This window comes from Mycobacterium sp. E2989 (genome assembly GCF_001667595.1).
In the GTDB taxonomy this organism is placed as follows: Bacteria; Actinomycetota; Actinomycetes; order Mycobacteriales; family Mycobacteriaceae; genus Mycobacterium.
The window spans coordinates 1-19,076 of record NZ_LZJX01000079.1 but is presented as its reverse complement, the minus strand read 5'-3'; the positions used below and the strand labels follow the sequence as shown (position 1 = coordinate 19,076).

17 protein-coding genes are annotated in these 19,076 nt (G+C 69.6%); 8 read left to right on the top strand and 9 right to left on the bottom strand.

Annotated elements, in window-relative coordinates; translation table 11 throughout:
* Positions 1–6 precede the first annotated feature (6 nt).
* Complete coding sequence (locus tag A5680_RS14085) at positions 7–2,661, top strand: circularly permuted type 2 ATP-grasp protein (protein ID WP_369827664.1); 2,655 nt, start codon at positions 7–9, stop codon at positions 2,659–2,661.
* Between the two features lie 229 nt (positions 2,662–2,890).
* Here the strand turns inward: A5680_RS14085 and A5680_RS14080 are convergent, their stop codons facing one another.
* The 4 genes from A5680_RS14080 to A5680_RS14065 form a co-directional block, all read right to left on the bottom strand.
* Positions 2,891–4,252 (bottom strand): HNH endonuclease signature motif containing protein, encoded by a 1,362-nt coding sequence (locus A5680_RS14080; RefSeq protein ID WP_067820258.1) that lies wholly within the window; start codon positions 4,250–4,252, stop codon positions 2,891–2,893.
* Positions 4,253–4,328: 76 nt separating this feature from the next.
* Complete coding sequence (locus A5680_RS14075) at positions 4,329–5,012, bottom strand: DUF6629 family protein (protein ID WP_067820256.1); 684 nt, start codon at positions 5,010–5,012, stop codon at positions 4,329–4,331.
* A gap of 8 nt (positions 5,013–5,020) precedes the next feature.
* Positions 5,021–6,076: a putative zinc-binding metallopeptidase gene (locus A5680_RS14070; RefSeq protein ID WP_055400956.1), complete on the bottom strand. Its 1,056-nt coding sequence runs from the start codon at positions 6,074–6,076 to the stop codon at positions 5,021–5,023.
* On the bottom strand, positions 6,069–7,010 hold the full coding sequence (locus A5680_RS14065) for a transglutaminase family protein (RefSeq protein ID WP_231633863.1): 942 nt from the start codon (positions 7,008–7,010) through the stop codon (positions 6,069–6,071). Before A5680_RS14065 ends, A5680_RS14070 begins: the two co-directional genes overlap by 8 nt.
* 91 nt (positions 7,011–7,101) lie before the next feature.
* Here A5680_RS14065 and A5680_RS14060 point away from each other — a divergent pair, with 91 nt between their 5' ends.
* Complete coding sequence (locus A5680_RS14060) at positions 7,102–7,491, top strand: MmcQ/YjbR family DNA-binding protein (protein ID WP_055400940.1); 390 nt, start codon at positions 7,102–7,104, stop codon at positions 7,489–7,491.
* A 6-nt stretch (positions 7,492–7,497) separates the two neighbouring features.
* On the opposite strand, the gene A5680_RS14055 is transcribed toward A5680_RS14060, so the two are convergent.
* Genes A5680_RS14055 through aspS form a run of 3 tightly spaced genes read right to left on the bottom strand, consistent with a single transcriptional unit; the run spans position 7,498 to position 10,834 of the window.
* On the bottom strand, positions 7,498–8,556 hold the full coding sequence (locus A5680_RS14055) for an aromatic acid exporter family protein (RefSeq protein WP_055400938.1): 1,059 nt from the start codon (positions 8,554–8,556) through the stop codon (positions 7,498–7,500).
* A gap of 4 nt (positions 8,557–8,560) precedes the next feature.
* Positions 8,561–8,992, bottom strand: a complete 432-nt coding sequence (locus A5680_RS14050) for a nitroreductase family deazaflavin-dependent oxidoreductase (protein WP_055400936.1) — start codon at positions 8,990–8,992, stop codon at positions 8,561–8,563.
* A gap of 51 nt (positions 8,993–9,043) precedes the next feature.
* The gene (gene aspS / locus A5680_RS14045) at positions 9,044–10,834 is read right to left on the bottom strand and encodes an aspartate--tRNA ligase (RefSeq protein ID WP_156675114.1); all 1,791 of its coding nucleotides are present in this window, start codon (positions 10,832–10,834) and stop codon (positions 9,044–9,046) included.
* Between the two features lie 56 nt (positions 10,835–10,890).
* On the opposite strand from aspS, the gene A5680_RS14040 reads away from it, so the two are divergent.
* The 4 genes from A5680_RS14040 (at position 10,891) to A5680_RS14025 (ending at position 14,903) form a co-directional block, all read left to right on the top strand.
* Positions 10,891–11,790, top strand: a complete 900-nt coding sequence (locus tag A5680_RS14040) for an oxidoreductase (protein ID WP_197499792.1) — start codon at positions 10,891–10,893, stop codon at positions 11,788–11,790.
* A gap of 9 nt (positions 11,791–11,799) precedes the next feature.
* Positions 11,800–12,303: an SRPBCC family protein gene (locus A5680_RS14035; RefSeq protein WP_055400934.1), complete on the top strand. Its 504-nt coding sequence runs from the start codon at positions 11,800–11,802 to the stop codon at positions 12,301–12,303.
* A gap of 9 nt (positions 12,304–12,312) precedes the next feature.
* Positions 12,313–13,185 (top strand): neutral zinc metallopeptidase, encoded by an 873-nt coding sequence (locus A5680_RS14030; protein ID WP_055400932.1) that lies wholly within the window; start codon positions 12,313–12,315, stop codon positions 13,183–13,185.
* Between the two features lie 113 nt (positions 13,186–13,298).
* Positions 13,299–14,903, top strand: a complete 1,605-nt coding sequence (locus A5680_RS14025) for an MFS transporter (protein WP_082955995.1) — start codon at positions 13,299–13,301, stop codon at positions 14,901–14,903.
* A 12-nt stretch (positions 14,904–14,915) separates the two neighbouring features.
* Here A5680_RS14025 and A5680_RS14020 read toward each other — a convergent pair whose 3' ends face one another.
* Entirely contained in the window at positions 14,916–15,359 is a 444-nt protein-coding gene (locus A5680_RS14020; protein WP_055400930.1) for a hypothetical protein, read from the bottom strand.
* A gap of 78 nt (positions 15,360–15,437) precedes the next feature.
* Between A5680_RS14020 and A5680_RS14015 the strand changes: the two genes are divergently transcribed.
* Together A5680_RS14015 and A5680_RS14010 are read left to right on the top strand one after the other, a co-directional pair.
* Positions 15,438–16,283, top strand: a complete 846-nt coding sequence (locus A5680_RS14015; protein WP_055400928.1) for a patatin-like phospholipase family protein — start codon at positions 15,438–15,440, stop codon at positions 16,281–16,283.
* A gap of 35 nt (positions 16,284–16,318) precedes the next feature.
* Positions 16,319–17,890 (top strand): metallophosphoesterase family protein, encoded by a 1,572-nt coding sequence (locus A5680_RS14010; protein ID WP_067820250.1) that lies wholly within the window; start codon positions 16,319–16,321, stop codon positions 17,888–17,890.
* A gap of 1 nt (position 17,891) precedes the next feature.
* Here the strand turns inward: A5680_RS14010 and A5680_RS14005 are convergent, their stop codons facing one another.
* The gene (locus A5680_RS14005; protein WP_067820247.1) at positions 17,892–18,920 is read right to left on the bottom strand and encodes an Rv2578c family radical SAM protein; all 1,029 of its coding nucleotides are present in this window, start codon (positions 18,918–18,920) and stop codon (positions 17,892–17,894) included.
* Between the last annotated feature and the right edge of the window lie 156 nt (positions 18,921–19,076).

Genomic DNA, 19,076 nt, shown 5'->3' with positions numbered 1-19,076 from the left:
GCGGACATGACATTCGGCACCGGCGCACCCGCGGCGGCCGCTGGTGGCCGTCACGAAGACCGCTACGACGCCGACCGCCTGCTGGCCGGCTACCGGGCCGCGCGCGCCCAAGAGGCGCTCTTCGATCTTCGGCACGGGCCGGCGGCCGGCTACGACGAATTCGTCGACCAGGACGGCAACGTGCGGCCGGCCTGGTCCGAGCTGGCCGACACCATCGCCGAACGGGGCCGGCCGGGGCTGGACCGGCTCCGCTCGGTGGTGCGCAGCCTGATCGACAGCGACGGCATCACCTACACCGACGTCGAACCCGGCGGGCACGGGCTCGAGCCGCGGCCGTGGATCCTGGACACCCTGCCGATCGTGCTGTCCGCCGCGGAATGGGAGGCGCTGGAGGCCGGGCTGGTGCAGCGGTCGCGGCTGCTCGACGCCGTGCTCGCCGACCTGTACGGGCCGCGCAGCCTGCTCATCGAAGGCGTGCTGCCGCCGGAGTTGCTGTTCGCCCATCCCGGTTACGTGCGCGCCGCCAACGGCATCGAAGTGCCCGGGCATCACCAGCTTTTCCTGCACGCCTGCGACGTCAGCCGGCTGCCCGACGGCACCTTCCGGGTGAACGCCGACTGGACGCAGGCGCCGTCGGGCGCCGGTTACGCGCTGGCCGACCGGCGCGTGGTCGCGCACTCGATTCCGGACCTGTACGAGAGGATCGCCCCGCGCCCGACGACGCCGTTCGCCCAGGCGTTGCGCCTGGCGCTGATCGACGCCGCGCCCGACGACGCGCAGGATCCGGTGGTGGTGGTGCTCAGCCCGGGCATCTTCTCCGAAACCGCCTTCGATCAGGCGTATCTGGCGACGCTGCTGGGCTTCCCGTTGGTGGAGAGCGCGGACCTGGTGGTGCGCGACGGCAAGATGTGGATGCGCTCGCTGGGCACGCTGAAACGAGTGGACGTGGTGTTGCGCCGGGTGGACGCCGATTACACCGACCCGCTGGATCTGCGCGCCGACTCCCGGCTCGGGGTGGCCGGTCTGGTGGAGGCGTCGCGCCGCGGGACCGTGACCGTGGTCAACACGCTGGGCAGTGGAATCCTGGAAAACCCTGGGCTGCTGCGGTTCCTGCCGCAGCTGTCCGAGCATCTGCTCGCCGAGGCCCCGCTGCTGCAGACGGCGCCGGTCTACTGGGGCGGCATCGACGCCGAACGCTCGCACCTGCTGGCGAACCTGTCATCGCTGCTGGTGAAGTCAACCGTCGGCGGGAAAACCCTTGTCGGGCCCACCCTTTCGTCCTATGAGTTGGCGCAGTTGGCCGGGCGCATCGAGAAGATGCCGTGGCAGTGGATCGGTCAGGAGCTGCCGCAGTTCTCGTCGGCGCCCACCGACCACGCCGGGGTGCTGTCATCGGCCGGCGTCGGCATCCGGTTGTTCAACGTGGCCCAGCGCAGCGGGTACGCCCCAATGATCGGCGGCGTCGGCTACGTGCTGGCGCCTGGGCCGGCCGCATACACGCTGGAAACCGTTGCGGCGAAGGATGTTTGGGTGCGTCCGACGGAGCGCGCGCGGGCCGAGGCCGTGAGCCTGCCAGCGCCGCCGCCCCCGGCGAAGACGGCCGCGGGCACCTGGGGCGTCAGCTCGCCGCGCGTGCTGTCCGACCTGTTCTGGATCGGCCGGTACGGCGAGCGCGCGGAGAACATGGCGCGGCTGCTGTTGGTCACCCGGGACAGGTTCCACGTCTACCGGCATCAGCAGCACACCGAGGAAAGCGAGTGCGTGCCGGTGCTGTTGGCCGCGCTGGGCCGGATCACCGGGACCGACGCCGCGGTCGACGGCGGTCCGGTTGATGGGGCGGAGATGATCGCCGTCGCCCCTTCGACGTTGTGGTCTTTGACGGTGGACCCGGACCGGTCCGGGTCCCTGGTGCAGTCGGTGGAGGGCCTGGCGCTCGCGGCCAGGGCGGTGCGCGACCAGATGTCCAACGACACCTGGATGGTGCTGGCCGGGGTGGAGCGCGCGCTGGCCCAGCGGCGCGAGCCGCCGGACTCGCTGGCCGAGGCCGACGCGCTGCTGGCATCGGCCCAGGTGCAGACGCTCTCCGGGATGCTGACCCTGGCCGGGGTGGCCGGCGAGTCGATGGTGCGCGACGTGGGCTGGACGATGATGGACATCGGCAAGCGCATCGAACGTGGGCTCTGGTTGACGGCGCTGCTGCGGGAAACGCTGATCGCGGTCCGGCGCGCGGCCGCCGAACAGATGATCATCGAGGCGACGCTGGTGGCGTGCGAGTCCTCGGTCATCTACCGGCGCCGCACTGTGGGCAAGGTCAGCGTCGCCGCGGTGACCGAGCTGATGCTGTTCGACGCGCAGAACCCGCGGTCGTTGCTGTATCAGGTGGAGCGATTGCGGGCCAACCTCAAGGACCTGCCAGGCGCGTCGGGGTCGTCGCGCCCGGAGCGGCTGGTGGACGAGATCGGCACGCTGCTGCGCCGCTCGCATCCCGGCGAACTGGAGGCCGTCAGTGCCGACGGGCTGCGCGCCGAGCTGTCTGATCTGCTCGGTTCGGTGCACGCGCAGTTGCGCGAACTGGCCGACGTCATCACCACCACGCAGCTGGCCCTGCCCGCGGTGCAGCCGCTCTGGGGACCGGACGTTCGGCGGGTGATGCCGGCTTAGCGGCGATCGCGAGCGCGGCGCAGCCGGGCGAAGCGGGTCGCCGCCATCGGGCGCAGCGGCGATCGCGAGCGTGGCGCAGCCGGGCGAAGCGGGTCGCCGCCATCAGGCCAGCGGCGATCGCGAGCGCGGCGCAGCCGAGCGAAGCGGGTCGCCGCCATCAGGCGCAGCGGCGATCTCTGGCGCGGCGCAGCCGGGCGAAGCGGGTCGCCGCGATGAAGATCCCTTTACGTCAAACGGGTTCGTCGTCGTCGGTGTCGCGGAGGAATCTCTCGGGATGGTGAAAGCTGTTGGTTCGGGGTTGGCCGCGGTCCAGGTGTGCCGGGGGTAGCCATTCGGTTTCGCCTCGGGCGTTGGTCCTTGTGGTCCAGCCCTTTTCGGCGAGCCGGTTGTCCGGGCCGCAGGCCAGGGTGAGGTCGTCGATGTCGGTGCGGTGGGTGGTGGTCCAGCCGCGGACGTGGTGGACTTGGCTGTGGTAGGCCGGCGCATCACAGCCCGGCCGCGTGCAGCCACGATCCTTGGCGTACAACATGATTCGCTGTGCGGGGGACGCCAGCCGTTTGGTGTGATGCAGCGCCAGTGACCGGCCCTTGTCGAAGATCGCCAGATAATGGTGCGCGTGACCGGCCCAGCGGATCACATCCGACATCGGCACCAGCGTGCCGCCGGCGGTCAGGGCCTTGCCGGCGGCGGCCTCGAGGTCCTGCAAGGTGGTGGTCACCACGATCGACACGGGCAGCCCGTTGTGCTGACCCAGATTCCCCGACGCCAACAGGCCGCGTAGGGCGGCCAGGAATGCGTCGTGGTTGCGTTGCGCCTGACTGCGAGTGTCGCGGCGCACCGCATCCTCATCGGGGGTGGCATCGACCACCGGGGTCTCGTCGTCGGGATTGCACGCCCCGGGGGCGGCCAGCTTGGCCAACATGGCCTCGATCGCGGCCCGCAGCTCGGGCGCCACCAGGCCGCTGAGGCGCGACATACCGTCGAAGTCCTGCTTGCCCAATGTGATTCCGCGCTTGCGGGCCCGCTCGGCGTCGCTGAAATCCCCATCGGGGTGCAGCCAGTCCATCACCCGCCGGGCGTATTTGGCCAACTCGTCGGGCCGATACCCGCCGGCCTTGGCGGCCAGATCGGCTTCGGCGGCCTGGCGGGTCAACGCGTCGACCTCGGCCGGCAGGTGGGCCAGGAAGCCGCGGATCACGTTGACGTGCGCGTCGCCGATCAGTCCCGCGCGTTGGCCGGCCGCGGTCGCGCTCAATTTCGGCGGCAACGGTTCGCCGGTCAGCGCCCGGCGCTGCCCGAGATCGCGGGCTTCCTCAATGCGCCGGGCGGCGTCGGCCTTGGTGATACGCAACCGGTCGGCCAGACCCGAGCGCAACGAGCCACCCAACTCTTCGGGACTGGCCTGCGCATCGAGCTGGTTGATCAACGCGTGGTGGGGGGTACGCAGCCTGCGGTACGCGCGCTCCAGGCACTCCAAGGCGCGCAACCGTTCGGGGGTGGTGAGCACGTCAAAAGACAACGCGCACAGGCGGTCCACGTCGCCGTCGAGCGCGTCGAAAACCTCGACGATCTCCTCACGACTGGCGTCCATGCCTCAAACTCTAAAAACCCCCACCGACAAAAACGGCCGACTTGTGACGCTTGAAGCTAAAGTGACACAAGGGATTTCAAGAGCGAACGGGCACCGCCCGGTCCGGGCCGACACCCCGGTATCGGTGCGGATCGGGCATTCGGCGCCGGCGCACCATGTGCACCAGCACCAGGACCGACATCACGGCGGCGTAGATGCACCATAGCGACGCGAACGCCTGCAGGTAGAGCACCGCGACCAGGACCAGCCCCACCAGGTTTGCCAAACCGAACACCACAATGGAGCGATAGCCCGACATCAGGGCCGGCCCGATGACGGCGATGATGTAGAGCACCGCCCACAGATAACTGTCGCGGGAGGCGGTCTGGTATTCCAGCACGTGCGGGCACCTCGTCACCCCGACCGGTTTGGCGAGGACGACGAATGCGAGGTAGGCCGACACCACCGCACCGAGCACCGCGAAGGGAGCCACCCGTAGCCGCGCGCCGCGCGGCTCGAGCATCAGGATCGCCAGCGGGAGCAGTAAAGGAAGCACGGGCAGCGCGATGAACACGTAGGCGTGCATTGCGAAGTCGGCCATTCCGGCGGAGACAAAGCGATTCGGCCACACCGCCGCCTCGAGAAACTGGTGGACCGAGAACACCGCCGGCAGCGAGGCGAAAGGCACCTCACGCCAGTGCTTCACCTCGCGCAGGCTCGCCACCGCGACCGGCACGAGGGCGGTCCCCACCACCAGATCGGCGATGATGGAAAAGCACATCGCCCAGCCTAACCCGCGATGGCTGCGGGCCCGCGCGCGTCGGAGGTCATCTCGTCGATCACGGTGTAGATGAACTTCATCTTCTCCAGCACCGCGACCGGCAACACGAACGGGTACAGGTCATCGTGGCCCATCGACCGGTTCACCATGTTCAACGACCACGACAGCGGCAGCCACATGTCGATGATCGTCTGAAAGGCACTGGGCCCCAACGCCGGCCGGTCGAACGTCGCCGACGCGGACGCGAAGCCGCACCACGCCGAGGTGTCCAGGGTGTCGCGGATGTGCAGGTAGTGGGCGAACGTCTCGGCCCAGTCCTCGGCGGCGTGCATGGTGGCGTAGGAGGACACGAAGTTCTCCTGCCAGCCCTCGGGTGCGCCCTCGCTGTAATGGCGGTCGAGCGCCTCCTGATAGTCCGCGTCGGGATCGCCGAACAGCTCGTTGAAGCGCGCCAGGTAGTCGCTGGACGGGGCGATCAGCCGGTAGAAGTAGTAGTGGCCGATCTCGTGCCGGAAGTGTCCGAGCAGGGTGCGGTACGGCTCCTCCATCTCGACCCGCAGCTGCTCGCGGTGCACGTCGTCGCCCTCGGCGAGGTCCAGGGTGATCACGCCGTTGTCATGGCCGGTGAACACCTTCTCCTTCGCGCTGGACAGCAGGTGGAAGGCCAATCCCTGTTCGGGATCCTCGTCGCGCCCGATGATCGGCAGCTTGAGCTCGTGCAGCTCGGCGATCAGCCGCCGCTTGGCCGCCTCGGCGCGGGCGAACTCGGCCAGGCCGGCGGTGTCGGCGTCGTTGGGCCGCACGGTGGTCAGCGCGCAGGACGTGCACAGCAGCCGCGGGTTGTTGACGGGCACCAGCCAATTGCATTCGGCCAGTTGCAGATTGGCGCACAGCTGGTACTCGGCGGCATCCACGAAACCGGCGTGCTCGCTGGCGTTCTCCTCGGCGATCACCAGCAGGGCCATCTGCTCGAGCGAAAACCCCAGCGCGCTGCCGCAATTCAAGCAGGTGGAGTTCTCGAACGTCAGTCGCTGGCCGCAGTTCGGGCAGTTGAAGTCACGCATGGAGCACATCTCCCTCGAAGGGCACCACGTCGACCGCGACGTCGATCACGCTGTGTTCGGAATCGGTGTAGATGATGCCCCGCAGCGGCGGCACGTCGGCGTAGTCCCGGCCGCGTCCGACGATGATGTAGCGCTCGTCGACCAGCTGGTCATTGGTGGGGTCGAGCCCGAGCCATTCGTACTGGCCGGGCTCCTGCGGTGTCCACACCGCCGCCCAGGCGTGGGTGGCGTCAATACCGATCATTCGATCCTTCCCCGGTGGCGGGTCGGTGGCCAGGTAGCCGGACACGTAGCTGGCTGCAAGACCGTTGGCGCGCAGGCAGGCGATTGCCAGCCGTGCAAAGTCCTGACATACCCCCTCCCGGGCCGCCAGAACCTCTTTTACCCCGGTGGAAATCGTGGTGGACCCCGAGCGGTAGGTGAAGTCGGTGAAAATTCGCGACGTGAGGTCGCGCAGCACGTCGACCAGCGGGCGCCCCGGCGCGAAACTGGGCGCCGCGTATTCGCGGATCTCGTCGGTGATCTCGGGCGGAATCAGGTCCAAGGTGAACTCGACGGCCAGCGCCCCCTTGCCCCCCGTCGGCCGGGAGGCCTCCCACGGCTGAACCGCCGGGCCGCTGGTGTAGCGCCCCGGCGCGGGCGGATACGCGTCGACGATGGAGTCGCTGGTGACGATCAGGGTGTGGTGCGGCTCGGTGACGTGGAAATACGAGCTGATGTTGCCGTACACGTCGACGCTGGTGGAGACGTCGGCGGGCGCGGGGTCAATGGTCAGCTGGTGGGCGATGCAGCGCTGCCGTGCCGAGTCGCGCGGGGTGAGGAAGCCACGCCCGTAGGAGCTGGTCACGACGTCGGAGTACCGGTACTCGGTGCGGTGGGTGACGCGATGGCGGCGCGCGACCCCGGCGTCAGCTTCAGGCACAAGCCTGATCACATCACACCCCGGGCGGTTGCGCGCCGTTCGCGCCGCGAAACCGTTTGCCAATACAGCGGCACTCGTGCCAAACCGGGAGCACAATCGAATTGTGGCCACGTGGTACGACGTCGCCCGCATCGTGAATGAGCTGGCACTCACCTCGGAGCCGTCACCGCATGACTGGCGGGTCGGCAAGAAGTTGCTGGCCTGGGAGCGGCCGCTGCGCCCGTCCGAGCGCGAGGCGCTGGCGCACGGCGGGTCGGAACCGCCCGACGGCGACATCCTGGGCGTGCGGGTGTCCGACGAGGGCGTCAAGTTCGGGTTGATCGCCGACGAGCCGGCCGTGTATTTCACCACCCCGCATTTCGACGGCTATCCGGCGGTGCTGGTCAATCTGTCGGCGATCTCGGTCCGCGACCTCGAGGAGCTGATCACCGAGGCCTGGCTGACCCAGGCCCCGCGGAAGTTGGTCCAGGAGTTTCTGGCCGACTCCCGCTGAAGCTCCTCACACCTCCCGGAGGTCGATCACCCGCTGCAGGTCGTCGACGCAGGCGCTGACGACGTCGGCCACCACCACCTCCGCCCGATCGTGCGCGCCGGCCTGCATCGCCGACGCTTCGCGGCGCGCCGCGGCGGTGTAGGCCGCCGCCCCAGCGGGGTCCGAGTCGGCCAGTGCCGTCGCCGCCGAGAGCTGGACCAGGACGGCGGTCACCGGGCGGGGTGATCCGTCGCAGTGGCCCTCTACAACCGGGACGACGACGCGGGCCAGCTGCAGCACCGAGCCAGCGAGTTCGACTACGTGGATCGCCTGCTCATCGGCGGCGCGCACGGCGCCGCGCGCCCGCCAGCGCCGCGGCGCGACGCGCACCACCTGGCGGGCGGTGGTTCGGGCCTCGATGAGCGCGCCCAGCTGCTGGTGCACGCGGTCGGCCATCGCAAGCGGCCAGTCGTGTGCCGGCACGCGGCGACCCGCGGCGACGTCCGCGGTGCGGGTCAGTACCCCGTGCAAGACTCCGAGCACCCCGACGCGCGCGTTGCGCAGCACCTGCAACGGATCGGCCGGGAAGAGCAGAACCGCGAAGACGATGGCCACGCCGCCTCCGAGCAACGCGTCGAAGATGCGTTCCCAGCCCAGGCCGAGGTGGAAGAGCGCCAGCACCAGGATCGCCGAGACGGCGGTCTGGTTGGCGAACATCATCCCCTGCCCGATGAGGCCGTGGCCGATGAACACCGCGGCCCAGAGTGCGACGAACGCGGCGACGCCGATCGACACGGCGCCGGGGCCGAGCGCGGCCTGTACCAGGCTGCCCAGGCCGATCCCCAGGGTTACGCCGACCATCATCTGGATGGCGCGTTGCGCGCGCAGCACGTTACTGGTCGACAACGACACGGCTGCGGCGATCGGCGCGAAGAACGGCTGCGGGTGCGCCAGGACGTCGTGCGCGATGTACCAGGACAGCCCGGCGGCCACCGCGGTCTGCACCAGGTTGAACCACACCTGCCGCAGCCGCTTGTTGCCCGCACGCGCGGCGGCGAGAACAACCGATGGCCGCGAGGTGGTCACGAACCTAGGTGCGCTGCAACTCGAACAACGGAATGACCCGGCTGGTCTTGGACTGGTATTCGGCGAAGCCGGGCGCGGCCGCGGTGATCTTGTCGAAGAGCGCGTCGCGCTCGTCGGACGGCAATTCGCGTGCGGTGACGGCGAATTCGTCGGTCCCGATCTCGACGCGCGCCGCCGGGTTGGCCCGCAGGTTGTGCACCCACGCCGGGCTGACGGGGGCGCCGGCGAAGGAGCCGATGATGATCAGCTTGCCGTCGATGTCGAAGTACGCCAGCGGTGACACCCGCTGTGCGCCCGACTTGGCGCCGGTGGTGGTGAGCAACAGCAGGTTGGCGCCCTCGAACTGGCCACCGACCTTGCCGCCGTTCGCGTGGAATTCGTCGATGATGGCCTGGTTGAACGCGTTGATGGTCTGGGTGTCCGGGATTTCAGTCATTGGCGCCGCTCCTCCTCATCGCTGCGCTCTGCATCGTCGCCGGCGCATCAGTCATGCCTGGTCAACCTTCTCCGGTTTGGCGTCTATTCCAGACTCCTTGCGCTGCTGCGCGGTGATCGGCGCGGGCGCGTCGGTGAGCGGGTCGACGCCGCCGCCGGTCTTCGGGAACGCGATCACCTCGCGGATCGAGTCCACTCGGGACAGCAGCGCGTTGATCCGGTCCCAGCCGAAGGCGATTCCGCCGTGTGGCGGCGCGCCAAAGGTGAACGCCTCCAACAGGAATCCGAACTTCTCCTCGGCCTCGGCGTGGTCCAGGCCCATCACGGCGAACACCCGCTCCTGGATGTCGCGGCGGTGGATACGGATCGAGCCGCCGCCGATCTCGTTGCCGTTGCAGACGATGTCGTAGGCGTCGGCCAGCACGTTGCCGGGATCGGTGTCGACCACGCCTTCGTACTCGGGCTTCGGCGAGGTGAACGCGTGATGCACCGCGGTCCACGCCCCGGAGCCGACGGCCACGTCACCGGCGGCGGTCGCCTCGTCGGCGGGCTCGAACAGCGGCGGGTCGACGACCCAGACGAACGCCCACGCCTCGGGATCGATGAGGCCGAGCCGGTCGGCGATCTCGTTCCGGGCGGCCCCCAGCAGCGCGCGCGAGGACTTCGGCGGTCCGGCCGAGAAGAAGACGCAGTCCCCCGGCTTGGCCCCGACGTGCGCGGCCAGGCCGTCCCGTTCGGCGTCGCTCAGGTTCTTGGCCACCGGGCCGCCCAGCGTGCCTCCGGAAGACTCGTCCCCGATCAGCACGTAGGCCAGCCCGCGGTGCCCGCGCTGTTTGGCCCACTCCTGCCAGCCGTCCAGCGTGCGCCGCGGTTGCGAGGCACCCCCCGGCATGACCACCGCACCGACGTAGGGCGCCTGGAACACCCGAAACGTGGTGTCTTTGAAGAACTCCGTGCACTCGACGAGCTCCAGTCCGAACCGCATGTCCGGCTTGTCGGAGCCGAAGCGGCGCATCGCGTCCGCGTAGCTGATCCGCGGGATGGGCGTCGGGATCCGGTAGCCGATCAGAGCCCACAGCGCGGACAGAATCTCCTCGGAGATCGCGATGATGTCCTCGGCGTCGACGAAGCTCATCTCCATGTCGAGCTGGGTGAACTCGGGCTGGCGGTCGGCGCGGAAATCCTCGTCGCGGTAGCAGCGGGCGATCTGGTAATAGCGCTCCATGCCGGCCACCATCAGCAGCTGCTTGAACAGCTGCGGGCTTTGCGGCAGGGCGTAGAACGAGCCGGGGTGCAGCCGGGCCGGCACCAAAAAGTCGCGCGCGCCCTCCGGCGTCGAGCGGGTGATCGTCGGTGTCTCGATCTCGACGAAGTCGTGGGCCGCCAACACCGCACGGGCGGCGGCATTCACGTTGGAGCGCAAGCGAATTGCCGCGGCGGGGCCGTCGCGGCGCAGGTCCAGGTAGCGGTACTTCAGCCGCAGCTCCTCGCCGGCGGGCTCGTCGAGCTGGAACGGCAGCGGCGCGCTCTCGCCGAGCACGGTCAGCGACGCGGCGTTGACCTCGATCTCGCCGGTGGCGATCTCCGGGTTGGCGTTGCCCTCCGGGCGGATCTCGACGACGCCGGTCACCGCGACGCAGAACTCGGCGCGCAGCCGGTGCGCCTGGGCCAGCACGTCTTCGGCGCGGAACACCACTTGGGCGATGCCCGAGGCGTCCCGCAGGTCGATGAAGATGACGCCGCCGTGGTCGCGGCGGCGAGCCACCCAGCCCGCTAACGTCACCTGCTGCCCGGCGTCGCTGCTTCTCAGCGAACCGGCGGCGTGGCTGCGCAGCACAAACACTCCCTTTCAGCAGGCTTTGGACGAGTGACCAGTCTAGAGCAGGTAGTTTCGGTCCTATTGCCACCAACCCCCCAACGAGAATCGCACTAGTCGGCCCCGGCGCCGTCGGCACGACGGTCGCCGCGCTGCTGCACAAGGCCGGACACCGGGTGGTGGTCTGCGGGCACACCCCGCGGGAGGGCATCGAATTGCGGCCCGACGGGGCGGATCCGATCGTGGTGCCCGGCCCCGTGCACACCGACCCCGGCTCGGTTACCGGCCCGGTCGACGTCGTGGTGCTCGCGGTCAAGGCCACCCAGAACGACGCGGCGGCCGGGTGGCTGGCCCGGCTCTGTGACGAGCACACGATCGTCACCGTGCTGCAGAACGGGGTCGAGCAGGTCGAGCAGGTGCAACCGCGCTGCCCGTCGTCGCCCGTGGTCCCGGGCATCGTCTGGTACTCCGCCGAAACCCAGCCCGAGGGATGGGTGCGGCTGCGCACCGAGGCCGCCCTGGTGCTGCCGAGTGGGCCGTCCGCCCAAAAGGTCGCCGAGCTGCTGCGCGGCGCCGGGTGCCGGGTGGACTGCGACTCCGACTTCATCACCGCGGCCTGGCGCAAGCTGCTGACCAACGCGCTGGCCGGGTTCATGGCGCTGTCCGGCCGGCGGTCCGGGATGTTCCGCCGCGACGACGTCGCCGAACTGTCGCGGCGCTACGTCGCCGAATGCCTGGCCGTCGCGCGGGCCGAGGGCGCCCGGCTGCCCGACGGCATCGTCGACGAGCTGACCGAGATGTTCCGGCACGTTCCCGAGGACATGAGCACCTCGATCCTGACCGACCGGGAGAACCGCCGCGCGATGGAATGGGACATCCGCAACGGGGTGATCATCCGCAAGGGCCGGGCGCACAACCTGGCGACGCCGATCAGCGACGTCGTGGTGCCGCTGCTGGCCGCGGCGAGCGACGGCCCCGGTTAGATTGATTCCATGCATCCCTGCGAGCGCGTCGACCTGGGCTTCGTCGACAGCGCGCCCTTCGTGTACCGCAACAGCGTCGACCTCGCCATCACGCCCGAGCAGCTGTTCGAGGTGCTCGCCGACGCGGAGTCCTGGCCGCGCTGGGCGAGCGTGATCACCAAGGTGACCTGGACCAGCCCCGAGCCGCGCGGGGTGGGCACCACCCGCGTCGTCGAGATGCGCGGCGGCATTGTCGGTGATGAGGAGTACATCGCCTGGGAGCCGTTCACGCGCATGGCTTTTCGGTTCAACGAATGCTCGACCCGGTCGGTGGCCGCGTTCGCGGAGGACTATCGGGTCGAGGCCGTCCCGGGGGGCTGCCGGTTGACGTGGATCATGGCGCAGAAGCCCGCAGGCCCGGCGCGCCTGGCGATGTTCGTGGTGGGGCCGCTGCTGAACCTGGGGCTCCGCCGATTCCTGCGCAACCTGCGCAGCTACACCGACGCCCGCTACCCCGCGACCCAGCAAGGTTAGGAGCGCTCCATGTCCTTCAACGAGGGAATGCAGATCGACACCAGCACCGCTTCCTCGTCCGGCGGCGGCATGGGGATGGCCCTCGGGGGCGGCGGCCTCGGCCTGCTCATCCTGGTCGGGGCGCTGTTGTTGGGCGTCGATCCGGGCCGCGTGCTCAACACCCAGCAGAACACCGGCGGCTACTCGGCGCCCGGCTTCGACCTGAGCCAGTGCAAGACCGGGGCCGACGCCAACAAGTACGTGCAGTGCCGGGTCGTGGCCACCGGCAACTCCGTGGACGCGGTGTGGAAACAGCTGATGCAGGGCTACACCCGGCCGCATGTGCGGCTGTTCACCGGTTCCGTCGACACCGGCTGCGGACCGGCCACCACCGCGGTCGGGCCGTTCTACTGCCCGGTGGACCAGACCGCGTACTTCGACACCGACTTCTTCCAGGAGCTGGTCGACAAATTCGGTTCCAGCGGTGGGCCTTTCGCGCAGGAGTACGTGGTCGCCCACGAATACGGGCACCACGTGCAGCAATTGCAGGGCGTCCTGGGCCGTGCCCAGCAGGGGGCGAAGGGCGCCGGCGGCAACGGCGTGCGCACGGAGTTGCAGGCGGACTGCTACGCCGGGATCTGGGCGCACTACGCCTCCACCGTCAAGCAGGAGAGCACTGGCGTGCCCTACCTACAGCCCCTGAGCGACCAGGACATCTCCGACGCCCTGTCGGCCGCGTCATCGGTGGGCGACGACCGCATCCAGAAGGAGTCGACCGGCCGGGTCAATCCCGAGTCCTGGACGCACGGCTCGTCGGAGCAGCGGCAGCATTGGTTCACCGTCGGCTACCAGACCGGCGACCCCAAGCAGTGCGACACCTTCGCCGCACCCAGTTTGGGCTAGCCGCAGGGCTTTTCCATCACTTCGCCGCCTGACGGCGCTCCGTCATGCGTGCGCCGGGCGGGTGCCCTAGACTTCTACCCCGCCGCACGACGCGAAAGGCTCGTATGTCGGACATGACGCAGGAGCGCACCGACAGCGGGGACGTATCGGTCTGGACGCCGCTGCGGAATCCGGTTTTCCGCGCCCTGTTCGTCGCGCAGTTCGTGTCCAACGTCGGCACCTGGATGCAAAGCGTGGCGGCGCAATGGGTCTTGGTCGAAGGCCACAGCAGCGCCACCGTCGTGGCACTGGTCCAGACCGCCAGCCTCGGGCCGACGCTCGTGTTGGCGTTGTTCGCGGGCGCGCTGGCCGACGTGTTCGATCAGCGGCGGTTGCTGATCGTTTTGCAGACCTACGCCGTGCTGGTGGCGCTGGCGCTCGCGGGGCTGACCTACTTCGGCCGGCTCACCCCGACGGCGCTGCTGCTGTTCACCCTGGCCATCGGCGTCGCCTCCGCGATCACGGCCCCGGCCTGGCAGGCGATCCAGCCCGAGGTCGTCCCGCGCGAGCAGATCACCGCCGCCGCGACGTTGGCCAGCGTCTCGGTCAACGTCGCCCGCGTGGTCGGACCCGCGATCGGCGGCATCGTCCTGGCGGTGACGGGACCGGCGGCGGTCTTCGCGATCAACGCGATCTCGTTCGTCGGCATCATCATCGCCTTGATGGGATGGCGGCGGCCCCAGCAGATCGCGCCCATCGAACGGGAGCACCTGGGCCAGGCGATCCTGACCGGATTGGGCTACGTGATCAACGGTCCGATCTTCCGCCGAATCCTGCTGCGCGCAGCCGTTTTCGTCTTCCCCGCCTCCGCCCTGCTGGCGCTGCTGCCGGTGACGGCCGCCGACACCTGGCACCTGGGGGCCGGCGGTTACGGCGTGGCGCTGGGCGCCATCGGTGTTGGCGCGGTGCTCGCCGTCGCGGTTCCCGCGTCGTTGCGCCAGAAGCTGCCGCCCAACACGCTCCTGGCGGCGTGCGCGGCCGGGTACGGCGGCGCGACGCTCGCGGTCGTTTTCCTGCCGTTCGCCGCGGCCGCGCCGTTCCTGGTGTTGTCGGGGATGACCTGGCTGATCACGCTGACGACGTTGAACGCCGCGGCGCAGCTACACCTGCCGCGCTGGGTGCGGGCCCGCGGGCTGGCAATGTACCTGCTGGTCTTCACGGGATCCCAGGCGATCGGCTCGTATCTCTGGGGCGTGATCGCCACGCGCGAGGGGCTCGGCGTGGCGCTGACCCTGGCGGCGGTGTTGCTGGGCGTCGCCGCGCTCAGCGTCGTCCCGTTCGGGTTGCGGCCGGAGACCGGGAAGCTGAGCCGCGACATCTCGCGGGCCTGGCCGATGCCCATGGTCGTGTTCGAGCCGTGCCCCAACGACGGGCCCGTGCTGGTGACCGTGCGCTATCGCGTCGCGACGGACACCCTCGAGGAGTTCGTCGGGGCGATGAGCGCGGTGCGGCGCTCGCGGCTGCGGACCGGGGGCCACAGCTGGGGGCTCTACCACAGCCTGGAGCAGCCCGACACGGTCCTCGAGAGGTTCACCGTGCCGTCGTGGACCGAATTCGAACGCCAGCACACCGAGCGCTGGCTGGAGTCCGACCACGACGGCGTGACGAAGGCGGTGGGTTACACCGTCGACCGCGCCCGGCGGCACGAGTACTTCCTCGCGCTACGGGTGCATCGATGAACCGTGCGGCCTCTACCAGGGCCGCGTCGAGCAGGTGACCCCGGTGGTGGCGCTCTGCGTCACCACGACCTGGCCGTCGACCGCGATCTGGCACTGGATCTGCGGCGTGTTCGACGAGTCGCAGTCCGGCCAGTGACACCCGCCGCTCGCGTTCACGAACGCCCAATGATTCGGGTCGGCCAGCGTTGTGTTGTACACCAGCGGCTGGCCCGCGGCGAACGCCGTCTGCACGCTGTTCAGAAACTGCGACGAGTTCGCGTCGAAGGCCGCCTGGCTGGGCGGATCGGTGTTCATGTAGCGGACGTTTCCGGTGAGGTTGCCGGTGGCGGTGATGGTGTAGGTGACCTGGTGGCCGGCGGGATCCGCAGAGGAGGTCGCGGGCGTGACGGCCACCGCCGCGGCCGCCGCAAACGTCGCCACCGCGACCCCGGTAGTCACTATTCGCACGTTCGTCATATCGAAAACGCTACCCAATTCGTTACGGGGCTACGCGTGAGAAGGCTATGCGTGCGAAAAGGTCTCTACTATGCATCTGTGCCCACGGCCTTCGTGTTGTCCGGCGGGGCCAGCCTCGGCGCGATCCACGTCGGGATGCTGCTCGCCCTGGCCGACGAGGGGGAACGGCCCGACCTGATCGTCGGGACGTCGGTGGGCGCGGTGAACGGCGGGTGGATCGCCTCACGGCCCGACCGGCAGGGGATTCTCGGGCTGGCCGACCTGTGGAGGTCGCTGACGCGAAAAGACATCTTCCCGACCCACCCGATCGCGGGCGCGATGGGCATGCTGGGCCGGCGCTCGCACCTGGTGCCCAACGTCGGGTTGCGCCGGCTGCTGGCCGAGAAGTTGGAGTTCGCCCGGCTCGAGGACGCGCCGATCCCGCTGCACGTGGTGGCCACCGACGTGATCTCGGGCGACGATGTCCTGCTGTCGTCGGGTAACGCGGTCGACGCGATCGCGGCCAGCGCCGCCATTCCCGGCGTCTTCCCGCCGGTGCGGGTCGGCGGGCGCGACATGATGGACGGCGGTGTCGTGAACAACACGCCGGTGTCGCACGCCGTCGCGCTGGGCGCCGACCGGGTCTGGGTGCTGCCGACCGGCTACTCGTGCGCCCTGCCCGAATCGCCGAAGACGGCGGTCAACATGGCGTTGCACGCCATGACCCTCGCCCTGAACCATCGCCTGGCCGGCGATATCGAGCGGTTCGAGCCGACGGTGGACCTGCGGGTCATCCGGCCGCTGTGCCCCGTCGCCATCTCCGGGGCCGACTTCTCGCACGGCGCAACGCTTATCGAGCGTTCGCACGCGGCCACCCGAGAGTGGCTGGCGGGCCGCCGCCCCTCCACCGGCCAGGCCGCGCTGCTCGAGTCGCACCGCCACTAGCGGCGCCGTTCACGCCGCTCCGGTATGAAGCAGGGGTGGCCGACGAGTCCGAACAGCCCGCCCCCGGCATCAGCCGCCGGCGGTTGTTGGCGACCGGCGCTGTCTCGGCCGCCCTCGGCGCGGGCCTGGGCGGCGGGGCCGCCCTGCTGTGGTCCCACCCAGCCGCGCCCGGCCTCTGGTATCAGCCCGGCCGCGCCGGCGCGCCGCCGGTGAGCGGGCTACACCTGCAATTCGGCCGCAATGCCGGCACCGAGGCGGTGGTGTCCTGGCACACCGTCGGCGCCGTCGGCAACCCGCGCGTGCTGCTCGGCACGCCGACGTCGGGCCTCGGGCGCACCGTGGCGGCCGAAACCCGCACCTACCGCGACGCCAGGTCGAACACCGAAGTCCGGGTGAACCACGCGCGCCTGACGAACCTGACCCCGGACACCGACTACGTGTACGCCGCGGTCCACGACGGCGCCGAGCCGCAGATGGGGACCGTCCGAACCGCCCCGCTGGGCCGAAAGCCGTTCCGCTTCACCAGCTTCGGCGATCAGTCCACGCCGACGCTGGCGAGATTGCCCGACGGCCGGTACGGCACCGACAACATCGGGTCACCGGCCGCCGCCGACACCACCCTGGCGATCGAGCGCATGGCACCGTTGTTCAATCTGGTCAACGGCGACCTGTGCTACGCCAACCTCGCGCAAGACCGGATCCGCACCTGGTCGGCCTGGTTCGACAACAACACCCGATCGGCGCGCTACCGGCCGTGGATGCCGGCGGCGGGCAATCACGAGAACGAATGGGGCAACGGGCCAATCGGCTACGGCGCCTATCAGACCTACTTCGCGGTGCCGGACTCGGGATCGAGCCCCGAGACCCGCGGGCTGTGGTACTCGTTCACCGCCGGTTCGGTGCGGGTGATCAGCCTGAACAACGACGACGTGGCGTTTCAGGACGCCGGCAATTTCTACGTGCACGGCTACTCAGGAGGAGAGCAAAGGCGTTGGCTGGCAGCCGAACTCGCCGCCGCGCGACGCGATCGGAACATCGACTGGGTGGTCGTGTGCATGCACCAGACGGCGATCTCCACCGCCGACGCGCCCGCCAACGGCGCCGACCTAGGCATCCGCGAGGAATGGCTCCCGCTGTTCGATCAGTACCGGGTCGACCTGGTGCTGTGCGGGCACGAACACCACTACGAGCGTTCGCACCCGGTGCGCGGCACGCTGCAGACCGACACCCGCACGCCGATGCCGGTGGACACCCGCGACGACGTCATCGACTCCACCAAGGGGACGGTGCACGTCGTGATCGGCGGCGGTGGCACGTCCATGCCCACGAACGGCTTGCTGTTTCCCGAGCCGCGCTGCCGCGTGTTGACCGCCGTCGGCGCTTTCGATCCCGGGCTCGGGCACAAGGCGCCGACCTACGTCGTGGAGGACGCGCCGTGGTCCGCCGTCCGGGATCGGGACAACCCCTACGGCTTCGTGGCGTTCGACGTGGACCCCGGCCATCCGGGCGGCAACACCTCGATCAAGGCGACGCACTACGCGGTGAGCGGACCGTTCGGCGCGGTGACCGTGGTGGACCAGTTCACGCTGACCAAGCCCTGCGGATAGCTCAAAACAGCGTCGCCTGAACGGGTTCCGGCTCCACGGGCGCCGGTGCGGGTTGCCGGAACGAGCGCTCACCGCCGCCCAGCCCGTATTTCGCGATCAGCGGCGCGGCCCGCCCCCGCAGCAATTCGCGGTAGCCGGCCGGCAGGTACGCCCCGCGCCGGTACAGCTCGCGGTAGCTCGACACCAGCTCGGGATGCGAACGGCCCAGCCAGGACATGAACCAGCCGCGGGTCGAACCGCGCAGGTGCAGGCCGAAGACCGTGACACCGGTGGCACCGGCCGCCGCGATCTGGCCGAGCAGCCGATCGAGGTGCTCTTTCGAGTCGGTCAGGTACGGCAGCACCGGCGCAACCATCACGTGGCAGTCCAGCCCGGCCTCGCGGATCGCGGCGATCAGGCCCAACCGCGCCTGGGGCGTGGGCGTGCCGGGTTCGACGTCGCGATGCAGGTCCGCGTCACCGACCGCCAGCGACACGGCGACCGATAGCGGAACGTGTTGCGCCGCATCGGCAATCAACGGCAGGTCGCGGCGCAGCAGCGTGCCCTTGGTGAGGATCGACAGCGGGGTGCCGGATTCGGCCAGGGCGCCGATGATGCCCGGCATCAGCGCGTAGCGGCCCTCGGCGCGCTGGTATGGGTCGGTGTTGGTGCCCAGCGCGACGGTTTCGCGCCGCCACGACGGCCGGCGCAGCTCGCGGCGCAATACCTCGACGACGTTGGTCTTGACGATTACCTGGCTGTCAAAGTCGTTGCCGCAGTTGAAATCCAGGTATTCGTGGGTGGGCCGGGCGAAGCAATAGCGGCACGCGTGCGAGCAGCCGCGGTAGCCGTTGACGGTGTAGCGGAAGGGCAGCGCCGAAGCATCCGGCACCCTGTTGAGCGCGGACTTGCACAGCACCTCGTGAAAGGTGATGCCGTCGAACTGTGGCGCGCGCACGCTGCGGACCAGGCCGATCCGCTGCAACCCCGGCAACGCTCCGTCCTCGACGGGCTCCCCGTTGACGGCGACAGCCTGGTCCGCCCAGCGCATGAACTATTCGAACAATAGTTCGATTGGATGTCAAGGACCCCGCTCGTCAGATGTGGCCGGGCACCACGATCGGCGGCGGGGGCGGCGGTGTGCGCTGTTTCCGGCTTCGCGCACGGGGGCCCGTGGAGCCGGAACCCGTTCAGGCGACGCTGTTTT

Bases quoted from the DNA above. Each gene is read 5' to 3' on its own strand.
- A5680_RS14085 (WP_369827664.1), top strand. From the start codon at position 7: ATGACATTCGGCACCGGCGCACCCGCGGCGGCCGCTGGTGGCCGTCAC.
- A5680_RS14080 (WP_067820258.1), bottom strand. From the start codon at position 4,252: ATGGACGCCAGTCGTGAGGAGATCGTCGAGGTTTTCGACGCGCTCGAC.
- A5680_RS14075 (WP_067820256.1), bottom strand. From the start codon at position 5,012: ATGTGCTTTTCCATCATCGCCGATCTGGTGGTGGGGACCGCCCTCGTG.
- A5680_RS14070 (WP_055400956.1), bottom strand. From the start codon at position 6,076: ATGCGTGACTTCAACTGCCCGAACTGCGGCCAGCGACTGACGTTCGAG.
- A5680_RS14050 (WP_055400936.1), bottom strand. From the start codon at position 8,992: ATGACTGAAATCCCGGACACCCAGACCATCAACGCGTTCAACCAGGCC.
- A5680_RS14035 (WP_055400934.1), top strand. From the start codon at position 11,800: ATGCATCCCTGCGAGCGCGTCGACCTGGGCTTCGTCGACAGCGCGCCC.
- A5680_RS14030 (WP_055400932.1), top strand. From the start codon at position 12,313: ATGTCCTTCAACGAGGGAATGCAGATCGACACCAGCACCGCTTCCTCG.
- A5680_RS14025 (WP_082955995.1), top strand. From the start codon at position 13,299: ATGACGCAGGAGCGCACCGACAGCGGGGACGTATCGGTCTGGACGCCG.
- A5680_RS14020 (WP_055400930.1), bottom strand. From the start codon at position 15,359: ATGACGAACGTGCGAATAGTGACTACCGGGGTCGCGGTGGCGACGTTT.
- A5680_RS14005 (WP_067820247.1), bottom strand. From the start codon at position 18,920: ATGCGCTGGGCGGACCAGGCTGTCGCCGTCAACGGGGAGCCCGTCGAG.